The following is a 22,910-nucleotide window of genomic DNA, read 5'->3' on the forward strand; positions in this document are numbered from 1 at the left end:
CCCCAGGGGGCTGATGGAACCGCCTGCGAGGAGTTAAGGTCAATGCTGTTGGCATAAGGCTGGTAAGGCTCGGACACGAGCGCGCCGAAGGGTCCGGGAGGAGAGTGCGCGATGCCGAAGGACGTGGTTCCGGAGGAGGCCCGCCGACGGCGGCGTCCGACCCGGCAGGGCACGGTGCTCACCGAGCGGCTGATCGTCGAGACGGCGCTGCGGATGGTGCGGGAGCACGGGAGCGCGGGCCTGACGGCCCGGCGGCTCGGCGCCGCGCTGGGCGCGGACCCCAGCACCCTCTACCGCTACTTCGACGGTATGGACGGGCTCACTCTGGCCATCGGCGAGGAGCTCATCGGCCGGGCTCTCGCCGGCTGGACCCCTACGGGGCGCTGGCGCGAGGACCTGCGCTCCCTGGGCCTGCGCATCCACGGCGCCTACCTCGCCCATCCCCAGGCCGCCCTGCTGACGGCGAGCCGGGTGACCGGGCGGCCCCGGGAGATCGCGGCCGACGAGGCCATCCTCGGCAGCCTGCGCGGCGCGGGGTTCGGCGACGAGGACGCTGTCCGGATCTACCACGCCTACATCGACCAGTGCCTGGCCTTCGCGGCGCTCGACGCCGGTTCCCTGGCCTTGACGGAGCAGGCTCGGGAGTCCGATGAGGAGCGGTGGGAGTCGACGTACGCCCGCCTGCCGGCCGGGACGTACCCGAACATCGCGGCCACCGCCGGACTCCTCGCGGCCCGGATGCCGCACAGCGCCTATCCGGTCGCGCTGGACATGCTGCTCGACAGCGCCGGGCGCGAGCTGGCCGACGCGGGCGGGGGCGGCGGGACCGGCGGGCCCTGAGGGCGGTCTCTGAGGGCATCCGCCTTCCATCGCCTTCCACCGCCGTCCAGCGCCTTCCAGCGCCTTCGGAGCCGGGTCATCCGTGGTCGGTCGGTGGGCTTCCCAGGAGTTCGGCGCCCAGCGGGGTGACGGTGTGCACCACGGATTTGCCGCGCCGGCTGGTCGTGATCAGATGGGCGTTGCGCAGTACCGTCGCGTGCTCGCTCGCCGCCGCGATCGACACGTTCAGGCGCCGCGCCAGCTCCGTGGTACTGCACCCTTCGGCGGCCACTTTCAGTGCGGCGGCCCGCGTGCGCCCCAGCAATGCGCCCAGCGACCGGTCGGCGGTACGCGCCGTACCCCACAGCGTGGCGGCCGCCGCCGCGTCGCCGACGGTGGGTAGGGCGAGCGTGGGCGCCGCGGTGTCGTCCTGCGAGTCCCACAGGAGCCTCGGCTCCCGCCAGAGGAAGACCGTCGGAGCGATGACGAGACCGCGCCCCCCGAGGTGGACGTCGACGTTCCGGTGGTACCCCATCTCCAGTACGGGCGCCCGCCACCGCACCATCGGGGCGCACATGCCCTCCAGCAGGCGTTCGATCCCGCCGTCGAGCAGGGTCCGGGCGAAGGTCGACCGGACGCCCTCCAGGTGGGCTCTCGCGCTGCTCCAGTAGGGGGCCACGATCGCCTCGTTGCAGGCGGTGAGCCCCGCGGCGAAGTCCCTGAGGGCTTCGAGGTCGCCCTCCGCCAGCTTCCGGGCCCACGGCAACTGCGAAGGGTGGAAGTCGATGTGTTCGAACTCGGTCCGCAATCGGGCGGGCGATGCCCGGAGCAGGTTGTCGATTCCCTCCTCGACGGACGGCGTGTCACCCATCAGTACCGTCAGGTCGACATCCGGGCCGTCCAGGGCCAGCAGGCTCGTGACCGGGCGGGCCCGCTCGCCCAGCCGCCCGCGGACCGCCGCCCGCCAGGGGCGGAAGGGCAGGGCCCTTGCGGCACAGTCGCGCAGCAGCCTCAGGCCGTACATCGTCTCCGTGGCCGCTCCGATGGTCACGGCCACGCGGGTCCGAGCCAGATCCTCGGCGGTGAAATGAATGCGCAGCACCGAGCATCCCCCAACGCAGTCCGCTTCAGAGCCACTTGATCGTCCAGCGCAGTCTGTGCCCTGTCCGGGGCTCCGTCCAGGACCTATTCCGGCCAAGACGGCGGGAGCGGTGGCGCGGATCCGCACACGGAACCGGGGAAGGCGTCAGTTCAACGCCCGGCGGGTGAGCTCGGCGCTGAGCGAAGGAAACTCGGGGTCGGGTCGACCGCGCCACAGGGCGAGCACGGAAGTGACCGGGGACGGCTCCGCCCCGCCGAGGTCGACGGCGTACGACGTCCCCCTGCCGGCCTCACCCACTGGTGGGACCCCGGGGACCAGGCTCCGGGGGATACAATCCCTGCGACCGATGTCCGCGCCAGGTGACCGTGTGGTCTCACTCGACGGCATCGGTCTCCCGCGGGGGGACCTGCCGTTGGCGCCGGGGAGCAGACGCCTCACCTCTTCGTGTGCCTGGGACGCGGCTCAATCCCGGGCAATACACCACAGTGTAGAAACCATCAGAAGAATGAGACGGACTCATGGCCCATGCCGCAATAACACCGACGGAAGGGCATGTTCCGCCCGCGCCCGCAGCCTCCGGCCCGGCGCCCGCGGAGACGGCCGGGCGGAGGTCCGCGCCCCGCCTGTACGCGCTCGACGGTCTGCGCCTGCTCGCCGCCCTCGCCGTCCTGTCGTTCCACTGGACCGCCTTCGCGGGTGTACCCGAGGTCTGGGGCGGCAAGGTCCCGTCCGACTTCATGCCGGACATCGCCCGGTTCACCTCGTACGGCTGGCTCGGCGTGCAGCTGTTCTTCATCATCAGCGGCTTCGTGATCTGCATGAGCTGCTGGGGGCGCAAGCCGGGCGACTTCTTCGTCTCCCGGGTCATCCGTCTCTTCCCCGGCTACTGGGCGGCCGTCCTGCTGACCGCGGGCGTGCTCCTGCTGGTGCCCCACCTCGGCCGGCCCGGGGCTCGCAACGGTCTGGACCTCCAGACCGTGCTCGCGAACTTCACCATGTTCGTCAGCCCGCTCGGCTACCACTACGTCGACGGCGTCTACTGGACGCTCTGGATGGAGCTGCAGTTCTACCTGCTCTTCGCCATCGTCGTGACGATGGGCCTCACCTACCGCCGGGTCGTCGCGTTCTGCGGCATCTGGGCCGCCGCCGCGCTCCTTGCCCCGCAGACGAAGATCCCGCTCCTGGAGAGCTTCGCCATGCCCCAGGAGTCGCCGTTCTTCATAGCCGGCGTGGCCATGTTCCTGATGCACCGGTTCGGGCCGAACCTGCTCCTGTGGGGAATCGTCGGATTCTCCTGGCTCGTCGCGATGAGCCGCATAGGCGGGATGAAGCACACGTACGAGAACGCCACCGGGCACCCGCTGTCCTGGACGGTCGTCGCCGCGATCATCACCCTCTGCTACCTGGTGATCATCATGGTCGCCCTGGGCCACCTCGACCGGATCCAGTGGAAGTGGCTGACCGTCGCCGGCGCCCTCACCTATCCGCTCTACCTCATCCACCAGGAAGCCGGCTGGACCCTGATCCACTGGCTGCGCACCCTGGGCATCGGATCGGGCGCCGCGCTCGCCATCGCTCTGGCCGTGGCGCTCCTCACGGCCTGGCTGATCCACCGAGTCGTGGAACGACCGCTCAGCGGTCTGATGAAGCGGGGGCTGAACAAGTCCCTCCGCACGATGCGCGCGGCCTCCGACGCCCACGAGCACAAGCAGTCGCAGTAGCAGTAGCGCTGTCAGCAGGTCTTTCGGTAGGGGAGATCCGGGAGGTAGGTGCGCCAGTCGGACCGGGACAAGCCCGCTCCGGCCCGGGTGCAGACGGACTCCGCGAGTCGGACCGGGGCGACCTGGTGGGTGCGCACGGTGCTGTGTTCGCCCGCACTGTGCAGGGTGTGGCCGTCGGGAGAGAAGGCGATGGCTACGATCCCGTCGCCGGGGGTCGGCAGCGGCGATCCCAGAGGCCGGCCCGAGTCCGCGTCCCAGAGCCGGAGCGTGCCGGAGGCGGCCGCCACGGCCAGGGTCCGGCCGTCTGGGGAGAAGGCCAGCGCGGTGACGGCCTTGACGGAGTCGGAGCCGACCGCGTCGGATCCGGCCGGGAGGGTCGCCAGTCGCCGCTCGGCCCGTCCGTCCCACAGGGTGACCGCGCCGGTCGTGTCGCCGACCGCCAGGCGCGAGCCGTCGGGGCTGTAGGCCAGTACCCCGCCCGGTTCCACGGCGTGGCCCCGTTCGGTGCGCCGGCCGGTGGGGATGTCGTAGGTGGTCGAGGAGGTCGCGAGCAGTCGGCCGTCGGGGCGGACCGTGACCGGGGCGGACCGGGCGCTCCGGGAGGCTGCCGCCGAGGAGCTCCGGTCCTTCGTGAGGTCCTCCGTGAGGTCCTCCGTGAGGTCCTGCGGCCGGGTCCGGCGGCCGCTCGCCAGGTCCCGGACGTCCAGGGTGTCGACGCCGGCGCGCGTCGTGAGCAGGGACCGGCCGTCGGGTGAGACGGCCAATCCCGTGATGGGCATCCGGGCGGCGAGGGACGGTTTCGGGTCCGTGGGGAGGGGGCGAGCCGTGTTCGCCGGTATGTCCCACAGCGCCGGCTCCTCGGCGCTCTCGCGCCGTCCGTCTCCGGCCTCCGCGCCTTCGGCGAAGTCGGTCCGGGCATGGGCCAGGGTGCGCCCGTCGGGGGTGAGTGCCAGGAGGACACGGCAGTCGGGTGCGGCGGGCGATCCGGCGGGCATTCCGGCGGGCGATTCCGCGGGCGTTTCCGTGGATGCCGGTGTGGCCTTCGGGCAGTCGGCCGGCGGGGTGCGGGCGGTGCGCCGGCCGTCGGCGACGTCGTAGGCCTCGGACCAGGTGCTGTCGCCCCGCCGGCGGTCGACCGCGACGGTCGTGGCGTCCGTGCTGAAGGTGCCCGTCGATGCCGGTTCGGGGTTCCAGTCCGGTGTCGTGGCCGGTCCGTAGGAGATCGTACGCACCGTGGTGTCCCCGAGCCGGCGTTCGGTCAGGTACCTGAGGACGCCGTCCTTCGGGTCGATGCGGAGCTGGGAGGCGGCCCCGTTGGCGAGGGAGTACCGGAAGACCGGCCGGCCCGGCGCGGCGATGCGCCACATCAGGATCTCCCGGCCGTCGACGGCCGCGGCGAACCGGCCGTCGGGGCTGGTGGTCGCTTCGGTGAGGCCGTTGTGGTCGATCCCGGCCGGTTCCCGGCCCGTGACCGGGTCCCACAGGCTCAGGCCGCCCGACTCGTGGCTCATGAGGACGGCGCCGTCGCCGGTGAAACGGAAGGACTCTACGCCGCACCCGCCGGGTCGGGCGGCGGGCAGCTCGGTGCCCCGGGCCACGTCCCAGACCCTCAGGGGCACCCCGCTCCGTTCGAAGGGGCTCACCGCGTCCCCTCCCCTGGCGCACAGGGCCAGGTGGCGTCCGTCGGGGCTCAGTGCCCACAGGGGATGCCGCCCGGTCGGCACCTCCAGCAGGGTCCGGCCGCTTCGTGCGTCCCGGAGCGAGAGCCGGCCGGTGGCACCGTCCATGTCCATGTCGGCGACGATCTGCCCGGCGGCGGTCCAGACGATCGAAGCGCCCGCCGCGCGGGGCGCGGCGTCCAGCGCCGTCCCGGACACAAGGTCCAGTCGGCGGGCCCCGTTCCCGGCTCCGGGCCCCGCCTTCTCCCGGCCCCCCTGCACCAGGGCGGTCCGGCCGTCCGGGGAGATCCCCCGGAACAGGCCGTCGTGGTCGAGGGCCGTCGCCGGTCCGATCGCCGTCCTCTTCGTGACGTCCCAGGCGCGTACGGAGTCGGCGTCGACGGTGACCGCGATGCGGCCGTCCGCACTCAACCGGACCGGGAGCGCCGGGTGGGAGGTCCAGGGGCCCGCCTCGTCCGGCACGTCGTAGGCGTCGGACTCGGCCTGGACGGACGCCGCCAGCAGCGCCGACCGGGTCTCGGCGGTCTCGGCGACCCGCCAGGCGGCCACGCTCAGCCGCATCGCCAGGGCAGGGTCGGAGCTCCGTAGCCCTTGGGCCACGGCCGCCAGCTGACCGGCGGCCACCTCCTCCCCCTTGGCCCGCCGGATCTCGGCGTCGAGCCGCTGGCGGACGTTGTCGCGGCCCTGCTGCCAGGCGTTCGTGCTCGCCACCGTGAGGAGGACGAGCAGGAGGGTGAAGACGGAGGTCACGCCGCGCCGGATCCGGCGGGTACGGGCCCGGGACGCGAGGCCCGCGCGCAGGAACTCCTTCTCGACCGGCACCAGTTCGACGGAGCGCCCCGCTTCGTCCGCGAACGTGCTCTCGGCCTCGGCCAGTTCCCCTCCGCGCAGCAGCGCCCCGGCGTCGCGTCGGCGGGTCAGCCAGTTCTCGGTGGCCTGGGTCAACCGGCGGTGGCGTCGCAACCGTTCGCGGTCGGTGTCGATCCAGCCGCTCAGCCGCGGCCACGCGGTGATCAGGGCCTCGTGCGCCAGGTCCACGACGTCCCGGTCGAGGGTGACGAGCCGGGCCCGGGCCAGCCGGTCCAACACGGCCCCCGCCTCGCCGGCCTCCGGCGAGTCCGGGGGCACGAGGGTGTCGCGGGGTACGGGGCGCCGGGTGTCGGGGGCTCCGTCGCCCGAGGCTCCGTCGCCGGGGGTGATCAGGTTCAGCAGGAGGCGGCGCGCCACGGGGGCGCGGTCGGGCCCCAGTTCCGCGTACACCTCCTCGGCGGTCTGGGCCAGGGCGCCGCGCAGACCACCGGCCGCCTCGTGTCCGGCCAGGGTCAGCGTGCGTCCGCGACGGCGCCGCCAGGTCTCCAGCAGGGCGTGGGAGAGGAGCGGCAGGCTGCCGGGTTCGCGGGTGACCTCTTCCACGAGGCGGGCCGTGAGGGCGCGTTCGACGGTGAGACCGGCCGCTGCCGCGGGGCGCACGATGGCGCCGCGCATCTCTTCGGCGGTCAGCGGGCCCACGGGGAGGGTCGCGGCTCGGGCGGCCTCGGCGAGGGCGGGGTGGGCCAGGCAGTTCGCGTAGAAGTCGGCGCGCACGCCGAGCACGACGCGGATCCGGCTTCCGGGGCGGCGGGCGGCGAGGAGGGCCGCGAGGAAGTCCTCGCGTTCCCCGGGGTCCGCGCAGAGCGTGAAGACCTCTTCGAACTGGTCGACGATCAGCCAGGTCTCGCCGTCTCCGGCGGCCGGGGCGAGGACCGGCGCGTGGGTCCGCATCGGGTGTTCGCCGGGGGTGAGGACGCGCAGGGCCGCGGCGGGCGGCAGGGGCGGCGCGGAGCGGCGCAGCCTCGGGATGAGGCCGGCCCTGAGCAGGGAGGACTTGCCGCTGCCGGAGGGGCCGAGGACGACGGCGAAGCGGTGTTCGGCGACCAGGGCCGTCAGGTGGTCGGTCAGGCGTTCCCGGCCGAAGAACACCGGCTCGTCCTCGGGTTCGAAGCGGGTCAGACCGCGGTAGGGCGGAGTTCCGCCGCCGTCGGCGCCGAGCGCGAGGGAGGCGGCTTCGGTCTCGGCCTCGGTCTCGGCTTCGGCCTCGCGCCAGCGTCGTTCCCATTGGGTCCGGGCGCCGCCGCAGGCCTCGGCGTAGGCCAGCGTCACGGGCAGGCTCGGGAGCCGGTTCCCGGCGGCGGCCTGGGAGAGCGCCGTCACCGAATAGCCGGCCCTCGCGGACAGTTCCCGGTAGGGGACGGAGCCGGCGGCGCGGCGCAGGGCACGGAGCTCAGCGGCGAACCGGGCGGTGGGGCCGGCCTGTGGATCGAGCGCCTTCTCCGGCCTTCCCGCACCGCTTCCCATGCCGCTCCGCTCCCCGAAATCAAGATCTTTTCCACCGTAGGCAGGGAACCCGGCAGCCACAAGGGCCTCTTCGGCCACGGAAAACAATTGTTCAGCCGCCCGGATCGAGGCTGCTGAACAATCCGCGAGCCGGTGGACTGCTGCCGTACGCCGGTCGCCGCACGGCCCGAACGGCTCGTCCCGCCCACCCCCGCCGCTCCCCCTGGTGGCCGGTGGGACACGGCCGAGGGGGCCCGGCGCCCGGCGTCACCACAACACCACCCCACGCACCGCGTACGCCACGTACGCCACACGACGGGGCGCGCACCAGGGCTCCGGCCGCCGTGCGCGCCTTCACAGGAGCAGAGTTGTTCATACGGACGCACCGGGCTCGACGCGCCGCCGGGGCCCTTGCCCTCGCCACCGCCGTCGTCGCCCTCAGCACGGGGCTGACCGGCCCCGCGGGAGCGGCTTCCGCCGCCTCCCCCACGAGTGACACCCCGCCCATCGCCACCACGGGCTCCCCCGTGACCGTCACGCTGATCACCGGCGACCGGGTGACCGTGAACGGCAGCGGGGCCCTCGCACGCTTCGAACCCGCCAAGGGCCGTGAACGCGTACCGGTCGAGATCGAACGCGCCGACGGCCGCACCCTGGTGCTGCCCGCCGACGCCCGGGCCCTGCTGGCCTCCGGCACGCTGGACCGGCGCCTCTTCGACGTCACCGCGCTCGCCGACCCGACCCTGCGCACCCTGCACCGCGGCGGCCTCGGCCTGATCGTCCAGTACGAGGGGGCCGCCGGGGCCGCCCGCGATGAGCTGCGGTCCGCCGCGGGCAAGGGAGCGAGGCGTGCCCTCCAGACCGTCAACGCCGAAGCCGTCCAGGCGTCGCCCGCTGACGCCACGAAAGTCTGGGAGGCCCTGACGAACCCGACGACGCGCGGCGCCCGGACCGCCGGCGCCGGGATCGGCAAGGTCTGGCTGGACGGCGTGCGCAAGGCGAGCCTGGACAAGAGCACGAAGCAGATCGGCGCCGACCGGGCCTGGCAGGCCGGATTCGACGGCAAGGGCGTGAAGATCGCCGTCCTGGACACGGGTGTCGACAAGACCCACGCGGATCTGAAGACCCAGGTCGTCGGGGAGAAGAACTTCTCCGACTCCCCCGACACCGCGGACCGCGTCGGCCACGGCACCCACGTGGCCTCCATCGCGGTCGGCACCGGGGCCGCGTCCGGCGGAGTCCTCAAGGGCGTCGCGCCCGGCGCCAAGGTGATCAGCGGCAAGGTCCTCGACGACAGCGGCTACGGCAGTGACTCCGCGGTGATCGCGGGCATGGAGTGGGCCGTCGCCGAGGGGGCGGACATCGTCAACCTCAGCCTCGGCAGCCGGGACTTCCCCGGCGTCGACCCGGTCGAGGCCACCGTCGACCGGCTGTCGGCGGAGAAGGGCGTCCTGTTCGCCGTCGCCGCGGGCAACGACGGCGCCGGCGCGTCCACGGTCGGCTCGCCCGGCACCGCCGACGCCGCCCTGACCGTCGGCGCCGTCGACTCCCGGGACGTCCTCGCGGACTTCTCCAGCAGGGGCCCGCGCGTCGGTGACGGCGCGGTCAAGCCCGACCTCACCGCGCCCGGCGTCGGCATCACCGCCGCGGCGGCCGCGGGGAGCAAGCTCGACACCGCCCCCGGAGCCCAGCACCCCGTCCCGGGCTATCTGCTGCTCAACGGCACCTCCATGGCCACGCCGCACGTGGCCGGCGCGGCAGCGCTGCTCAAGCAGAAGAACCCCGGCTGGACCGGTGCCGAGCTCAAGGGCGCGCTGACCGCCTCCACGAAGGACGGCGCGACCGGCGTCCAGCAGCAGGGCACCGGCCGTGTGCAAGTGGACAAGGCCCTCACCCAGACGGTGATCACCGAGCAGCCCTCGGTGTCCCTCGGCACCGCCAAGTGGCCGCACGCCGACGACAAGCCGCTCACCAAGAAGATCGCCTACCGCAACCTCGGCAAGACCGACATCACCCTCGACCTCGCGGTGACGGGCACCGACTCCCGGGGCAAGCCCGCCCCGGCCGGGTTCTTCGCGCTCGGCGCCAAGAAGGTGACCGTGCCCGCAGGAGGCCGGGCCGAGGTCGCCCTGACCGCCGACACCCGGCTCGGCGATGTCGACGGCGCCTTCTCCGCCTACGTCACCGCCACCGGCGGCGGCCAGTCGGTGCGCACGGGCGCGGCAGCCGTCCGTGAGGCCGAGGCGTACGACGTCACCATCACGACGGTCGACCGCGACGGCCGCCCCGCCCGCGAGTTCTCCCACTCCCTGTTCGGAATCGGCGGGGCCGCCGACGGCATATGGGAGGGCATCAGCAACGAGACCGGCGCCCGCACCCTGCGCCTGCCCAAGGGCACCTACGCCCTCCACGGCGCCGTCTACCAGGACGGCTCGGACCTCACCAAGGGCGTGGACTGGCTGGTCCAGCCGCGGCTGGAGGTCACCGGAACCACCAAGGTCAAGGTCGACGCGCGCACCGCGAAGCCGGTGGACATCACCGTTCCCGGTCTGGCCACGGCCGACTTCGCCCTGCCGTACTACCAGCAGCAGGTCGGCGAAGGCCACCTCGGCAACGGCTGGGTCCTGCCCAGGGGGTACACCGGGTTCCGCTCCGCCCACATGGGGCCGGCCGTGACCGACGGCTCGCTCACGCAGAGCTGGCTCGCCACCTTCATCAAGGCGCCGGCCTCCCAGTACAACGTCGCCCTCGGCGGTGTGACGAACCGTCTCGCCACCGGGTACAAGCGGCACCTGAAGGCGACGGAGCTGGCGAAGCTCTCCGTGGAGATGGGCGCGCCCGCCCGCGGCAAGTCCGGCTACGCCTACGCCGCCCCCACCCTGCCCGGCATGTCCCAGGGCGACTTCTACGGGGCCGTCCAGCCCGCTCCCGGCACCCGTACGCTCCTGCTCTCCGCCCTCGACGGTGCCACCTGGCGCAGCGGATTCTGGCAGCTGGGCGCCCCGAACGCCGACGGCGACCAGCGCCTCGAGGCGGACCAGGCCTCCCTGAAGCCGAAGCGCTACAAGGCCGGCTCCTCGTACCGCGAGACCTTCAACACCGGGGTCTTCGGACCGGTCCTGGGCAAGGGCCTGGGCGTGTTCCGCACCGCACCCGACCCGGAGACAGGGAAGCAGACCATCACCGGCGCGGTGCCCCTGTTCGGCGACGGCGCCGGCCACACGGGCTCGTCGGCGCTCACCAAGACCACCACCACCCTGTACCGCAACGGCGTCAAGGTCGCCCAGAACGAGGACCCGCTGAGCGGCTGGGAGCCCTTCACGGTCGACGGCGCCGACGCCAAGTACCGACTGACCGCCTCCGTCGAGCGGTCCACGGACGTCTCCGCCGTCTCCACCCGCATCGACACGAGCTTCACCTTCCGCTCCGGACAGGTCTCCGCCCACACCGCGCTCCCGGTCTCCACGGTGCGCTTCGACGCGCCGCTCGACAGCGCCTCCCGCGCTCCGGCGGGCAAGGTCACCCGGATCCCCGTGACCGTGCAGGGCGCGGCCTCCGGAAAGAACCTGAAGTCGCTGACGATCTCCGTGAGCCTCGACGGCGGCGCGACCTGGAAGCAGGTCAAGGTCACCGACGGCGCGTTCTCCGTCCGGAACCCCGCCAAGAACCAGGGGATCTCATTCCGGGCCCGGGTCACCGACGAGCAGGGCAACGTCTCCGAGGTCACGATCGTCAACGCCTACCTGGGCAAGTGACCTCACTTCGCTGAGCCGACGGCTGTACGCGGCGCCGGCCGACCGCTCGACCGCCCGCCCGCCACGATTCGTGGCGGGCGGGCGGTTACGCGTTTTCGCGCCGGGTCGTGCCGGGTCGTGCCGGATCGTGTCAGCCCGGGCCCTGCGGGCCTTGAGCGGACAGGACGCTCCCCGCCCCCTCCGCCGCCCGGAAGGCTCTCCGGTAGGCGGCGGGTGTGGTGCGCAGGGCCTCGTGGAAGCGTCGGCGCAGGTTGACGGCCGAGGAGAGGCCGACGCGGTGCGCGATGGTTTCCACGGGCAGGTCGGTCTCTTCCAGCAGGGCCCGGGTGGCGGCGATCCGCCGGTCCAGCAGCCAGCGTCCGGGGCTGATCCCCAACTGGTCGGTGAAGCGCCGGGTGAGCGTGCGGGCCGAGACCTGGGCGCGGACCGCCATCTCGGCGACGCTGACCGGCTGGTCCAGCCTCCCCGCCAGCCACTCCAGCAGTGGGGCCAGGGAGTCCGCCACCGGTCCGGAGGTGGGTAGTTCGGCGTACTGCAGCTGGCAGCCCTCGCGGTGCGGGGGCATCACCATCTGGCGGGCGATCCGCATCGCGTACGCGGCGCCCTGGTCGGTGCGTACCAGGTGCAGGCAGAGGTCGACGCCGGCGGCCGATCCGGCGCTGGTCGCGACGTCGCCGTGGTCCACGTACAGCACGGCGGGGTCGACCCGGACCTGCGGGAACCGGGAGGCCAGTTCCGGCGCCTGGGCCCAGTGGGTGGCGGCCCGCCGGTCGTCGAGCAGTCCGGCGGCGGCGAGGACGAAGGCGCCCGAGCAGATGCCGACGACCCTCGCGCCGCGGCCGTGTGCCCGCTGGATCGCCGCGATCAGCGTGGTCGACACCTCGGTTCCGGCGGGCTGTTGCCAGCCCGGGATCAGTACGGTGTCCGCGCGCTCCAGGGCGTCCAGGCCCGTCGTGACCAGGAGGTCGTATCCGGCCCGGGTCCGTACCGGGCCGGGGTGCTCGGTGCAGACCTCGAACGCGTAGCGGGAGGGGATGGCGGGACTGTGGTCGGCGAACACCTCGGTCGCGCAGGCCAGCGGGAAGGTCGACTGCGGGGGCTGCAGCACGGCCACGACCCGGTGGAGCGCCGGGGCCTTCGGCAGCGGACGAGAGGTCATGGCGCGAAAGTACTCCATCGTGTCGTTCGGGACACTGGAGCGAGAGATTGGTCTAGTCCAGCATCATGCTGTGACGAACGTACAGGCACAGACACAGACACAGGCGCAGACAGCGCAGACAGCGCAGACCGATCCGCCGACCGCCGGGTCCTCCTTGTGGGACCGCCGGTTCACGCTCTACTTCACCGCCCGTGCGGTCTCCTTGGTCGGCGACGCGATGATGCCGGTGGCCGCCGCGCTCGCGGTCGGCCCGCTGTACGGGATTTCCGGGGTCGGCTTGGTGCTCGGCACCTGGACCGGGACGTTCGTCCTCCTGGTCCTGTTCGGCGGGGTGTTCGCCGACCGGGTGGGGGCGCGCCGGATGATGGTGGGGGCGGACCTCGTCCGGGTGCTCACCCAAGGCGTGCTGGCGGCCGCGTTCTTCGCCGGGACGCCACCGTTCTGGCTGCTGGTGAGCATGGCGGCGGTGGCCGGCGCGGCGGTCGCGATGTTCCAGCCTGGCGTGAACGGCATGGTTCCGCTGGTCGCCCGGGAACCGCAGCGGGCCAACGCCACGCTCAAGGTCGCCGACGCGCTCGCCCAACTGCTCGGCCCGGCTCTGGCGGGACTGCTCATCGTGCTCACCGGCGCCGGGACCGTCTACGCGATCGACGCCGGCACCTTCGTGCTCAGCGCCCTGTGCCTGGCACTCATCCGATTCTCCCCCGCCGCCGCGTCCGCAGAGGCCCCGACCGGCGCCGACTCGGCCGCCGCCAAGCTGGTTTCGCTCCGCCGCGACCTGCGCCAAGGCTGGCGGGAGTTCCGCTCCCGCACCTGGATGTGGGCGGTGATCCTGATCTGGGTGGCGTTCGGCGTACTGCTCTTCGGCCCGATGGTGCCGCTCAGCTCGGCGGTGATCGGAGCCCGGCTCGGCCCGAACGCCTATGGCCTGGCCGTCTCCTTCCTCGGTGTCGGAACGGTGCTCGGCGGCCTGCTGGCCCTGCGGCTGCGTCCGGCCCGGCCGCTGGCCGCCGGCGCGCTGGCCATGGTCCTGTTCGCGGTGCTGCCGCTCTGCGTGGCGCTGGGCGCCGGACTGCCCGTGCTGCTTGCGGGCCACGTGCTCGGTGGTGGGGCCTGGGCGTTCTGGTCGGTGATGTGGGCGACCAGTGTGCAGACCCACACGCCACCGGAAGTCCTCAACCGGGTCACCGCGTACGAGCTGGCCGGCTCGGTGTCCGGCATCGCGCTCGGCCAGATCCTGGCGGGCCCGGCCACCGAGCTGGCCTCCCCGCACACACTGCTGCTGGTCTCGGCGGGCACCTGCCTGGCCGGCTGTGTGGCACTGCTGTCGACCCCGGCCATCCGCACCCTGCGCCGCGCCACTCGCGCCGACGGCGCCGATCCGGCCCGACCGGCGGGCTGACCGAAGGCGGCCGGTCGACGGCCCCGGACGCCGAGAGCCCGGTCGCGCCCGGAGTCTCGCCCGGCTCCACCCACCGGCCGCGACGGCTCCGTCACCACCTTCTGAGGGCCGAAGCCCGCAGAGAGAACCCCTCCGGCAGACATTTATTGCGGACTCGAGTCTGTTTTTTGCGCAGGATCATAGACTTCCTCCATGTGGAGTCGTAGCGTCCCGGGTTGAGCCACTTCCGCTCCCGCCGATCGAGCCGCAAGGACGTGCGTGCCCGTGTCCCAGCCCCCACAGAACAGTCCCCCGACGCCCGAGCAAGTCCGCTCCCTCAGACGGCGGGCCAGCGCCGTCTTCCTGGCCCTCTCCCTGACCGGGACCGCCGCCCTGACCGCCGTGACCTTCGGCGCGGCCCCCGCGGCACACGCCGCCGGGGTGCCCGCGCCGTCTCCGATCGGCATAGCCGGGCGGGGCGCGAGCGTCCCGTTCACCGAACTGGAGGCCGAGTACGCGGCCACCAACGGCACGCTCGTCGGCCCCGACCGGCTCTACGGGAATCTCCCCTCGGAGGCATCCGGCCGGCAGGCCGTGACACTGAACGCCGTGGGCCAGTACGTCGAGTTCACTTTGACCAAGCCCGCCAACGCGATGTCCCTGCGTTACAGCCTCCCGGACACCGGCGACGGGAAGGGGCGCGACGCGACACTGGACGTACGGGCGAACGGACAGTCGGTGAAGACCCTGCCCGTCACCTCCAAGTACAGCTGGTACTACGGCGGTTACCCTTTCAACAACAACCCGGGCGACACCAACCCGCACCACTTTTACGACGAGTCGCGCACGCTGCTGGGCTCCACCTATCCGGCGGGCACCAAGATCCGCGTACAGGTCACCTCGACGGCGCAGTCGCCCACCTTCACCATCGACCTCGCCGACTTCGAGCAGGTCGGCCCCGCGACCGGTAAGCCGGCCGGGGCGCTCGACGCCGTCGCCGACTTCGGCGCGGACCCGAGCGGCGCCACCGATTCCACGGCCCGCGTGCAGGCAGCCGTGGACGCGGGACAGGCCCAGGGCAAGACGGTCTACATCCCCCCGGGCAGCTACACCCTCTACGACCACGTCGTCGTCGACGGAGTCACGGTCCAGGGGGCGGGCCCCTGGTACTCCGTCTTCGGCGGCCGCGACCCGGTGAACCGCAACCGCGCCGCCGGCTTCTACGGCAAGTACGTCCCCGGCGGCGGCTACACGGGGCCGGTCCGGTCGCACGAGGCGAACGGGCCGAGCAAGAACGTCACCCTCAAGGACTTCGCGATCATCGGCGACATCCGCGAGCGGATCGACGACGACCAGGTCAACGCCCTGGGCGGCGCGATGTCCAACTCCACGGTGGACAACCTCTGGATCCAGCACGTGAAGGTCGCCGCCTGGATGGACGGTCCGATGGACCGCTTCACCATCCAGAACAGCCGCTTCCTCGACATGACGGCAGACGGCGTGAATTTCCACACGGGTGTCACGAATTCCCGTGTCACCAACACTTTCGTGCGCAACGCGGGTGACGACGGCCTGGCCTCCTGGCCCCAGGACAAGCCCAACACCAACATCAGCTTCGACCACAACACGGTCGTCCTGCCGATCCTCGCCAACAACATCGTCACGTACGGCGGCAAGGACTTCACCATCTCGGACAACGTCATGTCCGACACCATCAGCAACGGCGGCGGCCTGCACATCGCCAACCGCTACCCGGGGGTCAACTCCGGCAAGGGCACCGCGGTGGCCGGCACCATCACCGCCGCGCGCAACACCCTCATCCGCACCGGGAACAGCGACTTCAACTGGAACTTCGGCGTCGGCGCGATCTGGTTCTCCGGCCTGAACGAGGCCGTGCAGGGCGCCAGCATCAAGATCTCCGACACGGACATCCTGGACTCCTCCTACGCGGCGATCCACTCGATCGAAGGACCGATCAGCGGGGTGGAGTTCACCAACGTCAACATCGACGGGGCCGGGACCTACGCCATCCAGGCGCAGTCCAACCTCTCCGCGAAGTTCACCCAGGTCACCGCCAAGAACATCGCCCAGTCGGCGACCCCGATCCACAACTGCATCGGTGCGGGCCTCCAGATCACCGACGGCGGCGGCAACTCCGGCTGGAACACGGGGCAAACCTGCTCCGGCCTGTGGCCCGCCCCGGTGTGGACCAACGGCGGTGTTCCCAGCAACCCGACCACGCCTCCCACCACTCCCCCGACCACGCCTCCCACGACGCCCCCGACGACCCCGCCGACGACGCCTCCCACCCCGCCGCCGACGACCCCGCCGAACGGCAACCTCGCCCAGGGCAGGCCCGCCACCGCCTCCTCGGCCGTCCAGTCGTACACGGCGTCCAATGCCGTCGACGGCAACGCCTCCTCGTACTGGGAGAGCAACGGGAACTCCTTCCCGCAGACCCTGACGGTGGATCTCGGTGAGACCAAGCGGATCGGCAAGGTCACGCTCAAGCTCCCGCCCTCCTCCGACTGGGCCACGCGGACCGAGAACCTCGCGGTGCTCGGCTCCACCGACAACTCCGCCTGGTCCACGCTGCGCGCCTCCGCGGGCGTCACCTTCAACCCCGCCTCCGGCAACACCGCGACGCTCACCCTGGTCCCGGCCGACGTCCGCTACGTACGGCTGAACGTCACCGGCAACACCGGCTGGGCGGCGGGACAGATCTCCGAATTCGAGGTCTACGCACCGGCCGACGGCACCCCGACCACACCGCCGACGACTCCGCCGCCGACCACTCCCCCGCCGACCAGCCCGCCGGCCGGCACCAACCTCGCGCAGGGCAAGAGCGCGACCGACACGACCCACACCCAGGGCTACGTGGCCGCCAACGTCACGGACGGGAACGCCGGCAGCTACTGGGAGAGCAACAACAACGCCTTCCCCCAGTCGCTCACCGTCGACCTCGGCTCCACCCAGACCGTCGGCCGCCTGGTGCTGAAGCTCCCCGCCGCCTGGGGCACCCGCAGCCAGACCCTCTCGGTGCTCGGATCCACCGACAACGCGGCCTGGTCGACGCTCAGGGCTTCCGCCGCCCACACCTTCACCGAGGGGTCCAACACGGTCACCGTCACGCTTCCCCCGTCCGGCGTCCGCCACCTGCGCCTGACCTTCACCGGCAACACCGGCTGGCCCGCGGGCCAGCTGTCGGAATTGGAGGCGTACACCTCGTAGCGCGTCCGCGCACCGCACACCGACGGCCGGCCCGGCTCCCTCCGGGCCGGCCGTCCCTTCGTGGGCCCTCCCCTTCGGGAGCGTGCGGGTCAGAGCTGGACGGGCATCGACCAGCAGTGGGAGGCGGCGGCCGCTCGGGAGGCTGGGCCGGTCAGTCGGTTTGGCCCGTCACCGTTCCGTCGGCAAGGATCGCGGCATGTCCAGCGACCGTCTGATGCGTATCCACAGCGCCGAGTTCCGGGCCATGTCCGAGAGGGTCCTGCGGGTCACCGAACTGACCTCGCGCCTGAACGTCCTGCCGTTCGAGGACGAAGCGGGCAAGGCGCGACTGTTCGAACAGATCCTCGGCAGGCCGCTGCCACCGAGGGTCACGATCTATCCGCCCTTCTACACGGACCACGGCCTGCGCCTCGAACTCGCCGAGCGCGTGTTCATCAACCAGAACTGCACGTTCCTGGACTACGCCGGCATCCGGCTCGGCGAGCGCGTGATGGTCGGGCCGAAGGTCACGTTCATCACCGGCGGTCACCCCGTGGATCCAGAGGAGCGACGGCTCTACCTCACGGGCGCGCCCATCGACGTGGCGGAGAACGTGTGGATCGGGGCCGGTGCCACGATCCTTCCCGGCGTCACCATCGGCCGGGACTCCGTGATCGCCGCCGGCGCCGTCGTGGCCGATGACGTTCCAGCGGCGAGCCTGGTCACCGGCGGCAAGGCCACCGTGAACCGACGCTGGTGACGGCCGGGGGGACATCCGTGCGCCCGCGCATGCATGGCCGCCTTCGCTTTCGCCCGTCCACCAGGTACTTTCGGCACAATTAATGCCAGGTCCGGTCTCAGAAGGTTCGGTGTCGGCGCCCGACGAAGGTCCGGGTGCACGCGAGCAGGAACCGTCCCGGCTGCGCGTGCTGATCGCGGACGTCCTGCTGAGCCAGGAGCGGCACGTCGGCCTCGCGGCCCGGCTGCTGGAGTCGGGAGCCTCGGGCCGCGGCTACCTCCTCAAGGACCGCGTCCACGACCTCGACCTGCTCGTCTCCGCCGTGCGATCGGCGGCCAGGGGCGAGTGCCACATCGACTCCGCACTCGTCGAGGACCTCGTGCGCCGGCGCCGGACCGAGGCCTCGGCCCTCGACGCCCTCACCCCGCGCTTGCGCCAGCTCCACGCGGACATCGCCGAGGGCAGGAGCAACGCCGCCATCGCCCGCGACCGGTTCCTGTCCGTGCGGGCCGTCGAGAAGCACGTCAGCGAGATCTTCGGCCGCCTTGGTCTCACCGGTGACGCCGGCATCAGCAGGCGGGTACGGGCCACGCTCCTGTACCTCGACGCGCACCGGCGATGACCGTGGGCATGCTCACGACGGTCGGCGTGGTCCTGGTGCTCCTGGCCGCGGTACTGCTGGGGCGGCGCCCGCAGGACCGGCGGCTCGCGTGCCTGCTGGTCCTGCTGTGCGTGGCGTACGCCGTGCGCGGGCTCGGAGCCTCGGAAGACCCGTGGGCCTTCGGCCTGGGCAGGGCCCTGGGGCAGCTCGCCGAGTTCGTCCTCGTCTGGGTGATGCTGAGCTTCCCCACCGGACGGCTCCGGTCGTGGGGCGACCGCGGCCCGTCACCCGCGGCCCGGCCGGATCCGGTGGGGCGCACGGCATGGGGCTGGCCGGCATGCGTGCCCGCATGGCGGCCTGCGGTGGAGAGGTGAGCGTCGCCGGGCGCCCGGGGGAAGGCACCGAGGTGTGCGGTCACGTCCCGCTGCGGCCGGCGGGCGTCTGACCCGCCGGCGAAGACACCAGAAAACCGAACCCCCTGGTACGGGCCACTGCCTTGGGCGGCCCCGCGGCTTCGGCGAAGCTTCGGCCGACGACGAGGTCAGGAGACCTCCCATGCGCAACCGCGTGCACAAGCGATGGCTCGTCCGCGACTGTTTCTGGTACTACGGCGGGGTCGGTGCGGATCCCCTGTTCAACATCGCCTATCCCGATGCCGGCGCCGTCTACTGGGCCGCGTACTACCGCCGCCCCGCGGGATCGAAGCTGACGCTGGAGGGCACCTACCCTCACGCGCGCTACTTCTCCTTCATCTCGTACGACCGCCTCGGCCAGCCGGTGGACGGCATCGCGGACTACCAGATCGCACCGGACCAGGGCTCCGCGAACCCGTACGCCCCCGGTGCCCGCCGCAACACCCCCGAGAAGAAGCGCGGCTACACCGTGTCGTTCGACCATGCGGCCAACTACGACGCGGCCACCGGGAAGCCCGAGTTCACCATCCGCGACCCGCGCAACGACGAACCGCGGCGCAACGCCCTGCGCACCATCCCCACGGCCTCCCTCGGCCAGACACCCCTGGGCGTCGAGACCGGTTCGGACGGCGTCCGGTACGAGACCGACCTCGTCCTCATGCGGGTGTACGTCCCGGACCGCGGCAAGGACCTCACCGGCGGCGTCGGCATGCCCCGGCCGGCCCTGCATGAGCACGGACCAGTTCGAGGCGAAGGGCTGCGCCGGCCGCTGACGCGTACCGCGGGACAGTGCTCCCCGGCCCGGCGCCGGGGGGGGCCTTCGAGGTACGGATCAGGTATCGGCGACGCCCGCTAGGACCGCGTCGCCCTTCCGCATTCGTCCACGGAGGACCCGCCCGTTGCGACCGGTCCGCTGCGGTCGTAGGGGTCGACCTCCGGGCCCGGTCCGGTCGCTCGGCCGTCCGTGCCGAAGGGCGGGGTGAGGTACCCGGTGGGGGCGCCGCAGCCGCCGTTGGTCATGTTGTATTTGTAGGAGATGACCGAGAAGGTGCCGGGCGCGGTGATCACCTTGTCGGGGTTGTCCCAGCTCAGGACCAGTTCGCGCCGCACGATCGTGCGCACGATGTCGCCGTCGCCGCCCTCGCCCGCGCGGGTGACCGGGTAGACGAAGGTGACGTCGGCGGTGACCTGGAGTCCGCCGTGCTCGCCCTCTTGGTAGGCGAGCCGGCCCCGTGTCTTCACGACGTCGCCGACCAACTGGGCGTGGGAGGGCCGGAATCGGCTGAAGAGGAGGAGGGGGTCGCTCTTCTCGCTCGGGCTGCGGAAGGCGGTTGCCAGAACGTCCTGGACGTCCTTCTGGTGCGGGTTGATCAGTGCGATCGCCCTCTCGGGGCGCTCGCCCCGCAGCACCCCGGGGTCCAGGTTGGACGCGACGAGGAAGTCCCGGCTCCGGGTCAGGGCCCGTTCGACCTCGGCGGCAGTCATCCGGCCGACGGCGGCTGCCCCCGGCACGGTGATCCCGGCCTCCCCGCTCGCCCAGCCCTCCGCCGGTGAACCGCGGAACGGCTCGTCCCTGGTGGGGCGTTCGGCGGCCGAGGCCGGGGGCACCCCCGTGGGGCGGGCGGTCTCGCCCGCCAGCGGTGCGGAGCCGGAAGCCTCACCGTCGAACAGGTCCACGACCCGCCCCGGCGCGAGGGCCACCACCAGCAGCACCACCGAGAGCAGCAGCCCGGCCACGTACCGGCCCGTGCGTCGCTTGGGCCGCGCGGGCGTGTAGCTGCGCCAGCCCTCGGGGCCCGCCGCGGGTTCCGAGCGCAGCCGCCTCGCCACGATCCGGGCCCGCGCCGAGGGTTCCTTGGGAGCGTCGGCCGTACCGGCCACCGACTCGCGCAGGAACGTCTCCCACTCCTCGTCGGATCTGGAAGAACCGTCCGGTTCCGTACCCGCGCCCATCCCCAAGCCCCCATTGATCAGCAGTCGGTCGAACGTGGTCCATTCCTTGATCGAACCACGTTCGAATCATGACACGGGCGATCCGGCTGCGATCTCTTGGCCCCGGGCAGGAGTGCGCCGCGCGCGGGTCCTCGGGCCCTCAGAGCAGGTTCCGCACCAGGCTCCCCACGACGCGTCCCGCCGCCGCTCCGAGCGTGCCCGCCAGCGCGTCGGTGAGGTGGCCGAGCCACGAGCGGAAGGACGCCTCGCCCGCCCGGCGGATCTCGGCGAGGTCCCGGCCCTGCTGGACCAGGATCTCGACCAGCAGGGAGGCGACCCGGATGATCTCCCGCAGGGCGGCCTCCACCTCGGCCGCCTCGAAGCGGCGCCCGCAGGCGCAGTGGAAGCGCGTCTCCCACACGCTCCAGGTCCCCCGGCAGGCCGCGCACCGCACCCGCGCCGCGTTCGGGTCGACGTCCAGCGTCTTGTCGCCGCGGCCTCCGGCCGGGCAGTCCCGGTGCCTGCTCGCGCTCCACGCGCGGGAGCAGACCGGACAGGCCGGGAAGGGGAACTCCACCCACGTCATGCGCGTGCCCCTCGGGGCCGATCGCCGGGCGGCGGTATCCGGCGCCCCCTGCGGTACCCGTCGTGGTAGGCGTCGGCGAAGGTGTGGCCCGCGCGCCGCGCGATCGAGCCGACGTCGTCGAAGAACGCATGGACCCGGGCCAGGGAGAGGCCCAGGGCCGCCGCGAGGCGCTGGGCCAGGCTGTCGACCCACAGGCGGAAGGAGACGTCCGAGAGCCGGACGATCTCGCTCATGTTCTCCTCGTCCTTCCTCATGGCGTCCCACACGCGTTCGAGCAGTTCGTCGACGTCCACTTCGGCGCCCGCGGGTTCCGTGTTCATCGGCCGCTCTCCTGCTCCACGCGCCGCGTGAACTCCAGGAACAGGGCCCGGTCCTGGCACAGCTCGCGCCACTTCGCCTCCGGCAGCGCGGCGAACGCCTCGGAGAGGCGGGCGCCGGTGGCGGGGGCGGGGGCGGGGGCCGGGGTGGCTGCGTGGCGGGGCCCGGTGTCGGCGGCGGCGGCACGTACGGCCTGTGCGGCCTGTGCGGCCTGTGCGGCCTGTGCGGCCTGTGCGGCCTCCACCGCGGCCTGGGGCCGGACTTCGGCGAGCATCCGCGCAGAGGCGGCCTGCAACAGTTTCCGGTCCACCTTGGCCGTGAAGTCCGCGAGGTCCATCCGCCGCTCCAGCACCCAGCGGCGCTGCTGCGGGACCGCCCGCATCATCTCCTTGAAGAGCGCCGTCAGGTTGTAGTGCTGGCGCGCCGAGTAGGTCACGGCCCCGCCCTGCCAGGCGGGCAGGACCCGCACGATCTTCTCGGTGAAGTCGGCGGCCCGTTCCCGCAGGGCCTCCAGCTGGCGTGCGGAGGGCAGGTTGGCGCTCCGGTTCCAGTCGTGCGGATCTACCTCGTCGGCCTTGCTCAGGGCGAGCACGAGCCGCTCGGACAGGTCCGGGGCGCTCTGCGCGAGGAGGTCCGTGAGCGTCTGCTGGACGAGGTGGACGCTGCGGTCCTCGGCCGGGTGGACCCAGACGACCGCGTCGGCCGTCGGCAGGACCCGCAGGTAAAGGTCGAGATAGCGGCGGTAGTTGGCCACGTCGTCACCGATGCCCGGCATGTCGACCACCTCCAGCACGCCGCGCCGTCCGCTGACCTCCTCGACCTGGATGGCGTAGGCGTGGTCGGTGGTCGCCCTGGTGTGTCCGACCGGCTGGCCGGCGTTGAAGAGGGCGTTGACGGTGGTCGACTTGCCGACGCCGGATTCCCCGATGAGGACCAGGCGGGGCGGGCGCTCCCCGTCGAGGGCCGCGTCGTACCCCCGTACCAGCGCCTCCTGTTCGGCCGGCGTGAGGGCGTCGGACCGACCCGACGCCGCTTGCAGTTCCTTGCGGAAGGTGTGGACAAGCCTCTTCACGGTGTCTCCCTGGTGAGGTGCGCCGGGAAACGGGCTCCGGGGCGGTTCCCCGGACCTCTCGGCACCCCTCGATGCTCCCGGCCCGGACCCCCTCCTGGCTGTCCCCGACA

General features: G+C 72.5%; 16 protein-coding genes. 9 read left to right on the forward strand and 7 right to left on the reverse strand.

Going from position 1 to position 22,910, the window contains the following annotated elements:
* The first annotated feature begins 111 nt into the window (after positions 1–111).
* A complete protein-coding gene (locus tag ACIQV3_RS27235) occupies positions 112–840 on the forward strand; it encodes a TetR/AcrR family transcriptional regulator (RefSeq protein WP_403716248.1) in 729 nt (242 codons plus the stop codon).
* Positions 841–916: 76 nt separating this feature from the next.
* Here the strand turns inward: ACIQV3_RS27235 and ACIQV3_RS27240 are convergent, their stop codons facing one another.
* Positions 917–1,921 (reverse strand): ArsR/SmtB family transcription factor, encoded by a 1,005-nt coding sequence (locus ACIQV3_RS27240; RefSeq protein ID WP_403716250.1) that lies wholly within the window; start codon positions 1,919–1,921, stop codon positions 917–919.
* 518 nt (positions 1,922–2,439) lie between these two features.
* Between ACIQV3_RS27240 and ACIQV3_RS27245 the strand changes: the two genes are divergently transcribed.
* Positions 2,440–3,642, forward strand: coding sequence for an acyltransferase family protein (locus tag ACIQV3_RS27245; protein WP_403716253.1), 1,203 nt, complete (start codon positions 2,440–2,442; stop codon positions 3,640–3,642).
* An 11-nt stretch (positions 3,643–3,653) separates the two neighbouring features.
* Here the strand turns inward: ACIQV3_RS27245 and ACIQV3_RS27250 are convergent, their stop codons facing one another.
* Positions 3,654–7,655 (reverse strand): DNA-binding protein, encoded by a 4,002-nt coding sequence (locus ACIQV3_RS27250; RefSeq protein WP_403716255.1) that lies wholly within the window; start codon positions 7,653–7,655, stop codon positions 3,654–3,656.
* A 347-nt stretch (positions 7,656–8,002) separates the two neighbouring features.
* On the opposite strand from ACIQV3_RS27250, the gene ACIQV3_RS27255 reads away from it, so the two are divergent.
* Entirely contained in the window at positions 8,003–11,389 is a 3,387-nt protein-coding gene (locus ACIQV3_RS27255; RefSeq protein WP_403716256.1) for a S8 family serine peptidase, read from the forward strand.
* Positions 11,390–11,519: 130 nt separating this feature from the next.
* Here the strand turns inward: ACIQV3_RS27255 and ACIQV3_RS27260 are convergent, their stop codons facing one another.
* On the reverse strand, positions 11,520–12,548 hold the full coding sequence (locus tag ACIQV3_RS27260) for a GlxA family transcriptional regulator (RefSeq protein ID WP_403716258.1): 1,029 nt from the start codon (positions 12,546–12,548) through the stop codon (positions 11,520–11,522).
* A 70-nt stretch (positions 12,549–12,618) separates the two neighbouring features.
* On the opposite strand from ACIQV3_RS27260, the gene ACIQV3_RS27265 reads away from it, so the two are divergent.
* The 6 genes from ACIQV3_RS27265 to ACIQV3_RS27290 all read left to right on the forward strand — a co-directional run bounded on the left by ACIQV3_RS27265 (position 12,619) and on the right by ACIQV3_RS27290 (position 19,748).
* Positions 12,619–13,950 carry an MFS transporter gene (locus tag ACIQV3_RS27265; RefSeq protein ID WP_403716260.1) on the forward strand — a complete coding sequence of 444 codons (1,332 nt, stop codon included), beginning with the start codon at positions 12,619–12,621 and terminating at the stop codon, positions 13,948–13,950.
* Between the two features lie 264 nt (positions 13,951–14,214).
* Complete coding sequence (locus tag ACIQV3_RS27270) at positions 14,215–17,160, forward strand: discoidin domain-containing protein (protein ID WP_403716262.1); 2,946 nt, start codon at positions 14,215–14,217, stop codon at positions 17,158–17,160.
* Positions 17,161–17,356: 196 nt separating this feature from the next.
* Complete coding sequence (locus tag ACIQV3_RS27275; RefSeq protein WP_403716264.1) at positions 17,357–17,899, forward strand: sugar O-acetyltransferase; 543 nt, start codon at positions 17,357–17,359, stop codon at positions 17,897–17,899.
* A 109-nt stretch (positions 17,900–18,008) separates the two neighbouring features.
* Positions 18,009–18,500: a LuxR C-terminal-related transcriptional regulator gene (locus ACIQV3_RS27280; RefSeq protein WP_403716266.1), complete on the forward strand. Its 492-nt coding sequence runs from the start codon at positions 18,009–18,011 to the stop codon at positions 18,498–18,500.
* 8 nt (positions 18,501–18,508) lie between these two features.
* Entirely contained in the window at positions 18,509–18,853 is a 345-nt protein-coding gene (locus tag ACIQV3_RS27285) for a hypothetical protein (RefSeq protein ID WP_403716269.1), read from the forward strand.
* Positions 18,854–19,034: 181 nt separating this feature from the next.
* On the forward strand, positions 19,035–19,748 hold the full coding sequence (locus ACIQV3_RS27290; RefSeq protein WP_403716273.1) for a hypothetical protein: 714 nt from the start codon (positions 19,035–19,037) through the stop codon (positions 19,746–19,748).
* On the opposite strand, the gene ACIQV3_RS27295 is transcribed toward ACIQV3_RS27290, so the two are convergent.
* The 4 genes from ACIQV3_RS27295 to ACIQV3_RS27310 form a co-directional block, all read right to left on the reverse strand.
* Positions 19,745–20,845: a hypothetical protein gene (locus ACIQV3_RS27295; RefSeq protein ID WP_403716277.1), complete on the reverse strand. Its 1,101-nt coding sequence runs from the start codon at positions 20,843–20,845 to the stop codon at positions 19,745–19,747. The genes ACIQV3_RS27290 and ACIQV3_RS27295 overlap by 4 nt on opposite strands.
* A 139-nt stretch (positions 20,846–20,984) precedes the next feature.
* Positions 20,985–21,410 carry a hypothetical protein gene (locus ACIQV3_RS27300; RefSeq protein ID WP_403716279.1) on the reverse strand — a complete coding sequence of 142 codons (426 nt, stop codon included), beginning with the start codon at positions 21,408–21,410 and terminating at the stop codon, positions 20,985–20,987.
* Positions 21,407–21,730 (reverse strand): hypothetical protein, encoded by a 324-nt coding sequence (locus ACIQV3_RS27305; RefSeq protein ID WP_403716281.1) that lies wholly within the window; start codon positions 21,728–21,730, stop codon positions 21,407–21,409. The genes ACIQV3_RS27300 and ACIQV3_RS27305 overlap by 4 nt, the downstream gene beginning before the upstream one ends.
* Complete coding sequence (locus ACIQV3_RS27310; RefSeq protein ID WP_403716283.1) at positions 21,727–22,800, reverse strand: GTPase family protein; 1,074 nt, start codon at positions 22,798–22,800, stop codon at positions 21,727–21,729. The genes ACIQV3_RS27305 and ACIQV3_RS27310 overlap by 4 nt, the downstream gene beginning before the upstream one ends.
* Positions 22,801–22,910 lie beyond the last annotated feature (110 nt).

The sequence above is a fragment of the Streptomyces sp. NPDC099050 genome (assembly GCF_044759865.1).
In the GTDB taxonomy this organism is placed as follows: Bacteria; Actinomycetota; Actinomycetes; order Streptomycetales; family Streptomycetaceae; genus Streptomyces.

Bases quoted from the DNA above. Each gene is read 5' to 3' on its own strand.
- ACIQV3_RS27235 (WP_403716248.1), top strand. From the start codon at position 112: ATGCCGAAGGACGTGGTTCCGGAGGAGGCCCGCCGACGGCGGCGTCCG.
- ACIQV3_RS27245 (WP_403716253.1), top strand. From the start codon at position 2,440: ATGGCCCATGCCGCAATAACACCGACGGAAGGGCATGTTCCGCCCGCG.
- ACIQV3_RS27250 (WP_403716255.1), bottom strand. From the start codon at position 7,655: ATGGGAAGCGGTGCGGGAAGGCCGGAGAAGGCGCTCGATCCACAGGCC.
- ACIQV3_RS27260 (WP_403716258.1), bottom strand. From the start codon at position 12,548: ATGACCTCTCGTCCGCTGCCGAAGGCCCCGGCGCTCCACCGGGTCGTG.
- ACIQV3_RS27275 (WP_403716264.1), top strand. From the start codon at position 17,357: ATGTCCAGCGACCGTCTGATGCGTATCCACAGCGCCGAGTTCCGGGCC.
- ACIQV3_RS27285 (WP_403716269.1), top strand. From the start codon at position 18,509: ATGCTCACGACGGTCGGCGTGGTCCTGGTGCTCCTGGCCGCGGTACTG.
- ACIQV3_RS27290 (WP_403716273.1), top strand. From the start codon at position 19,035: ATGCGCAACCGCGTGCACAAGCGATGGCTCGTCCGCGACTGTTTCTGG.
- ACIQV3_RS27295 (WP_403716277.1), bottom strand. From the start codon at position 20,845: ATGGGCGCGGGTACGGAACCGGACGGTTCTTCCAGATCCGACGAGGAG.
- ACIQV3_RS27300 (WP_403716279.1), bottom strand. From the start codon at position 21,410: ATGACGTGGGTGGAGTTCCCCTTCCCGGCCTGTCCGGTCTGCTCCCGC.
- ACIQV3_RS27305 (WP_403716281.1), bottom strand. From the start codon at position 21,730: ATGAACACGGAACCCGCGGGCGCCGAAGTGGACGTCGACGAACTGCTC.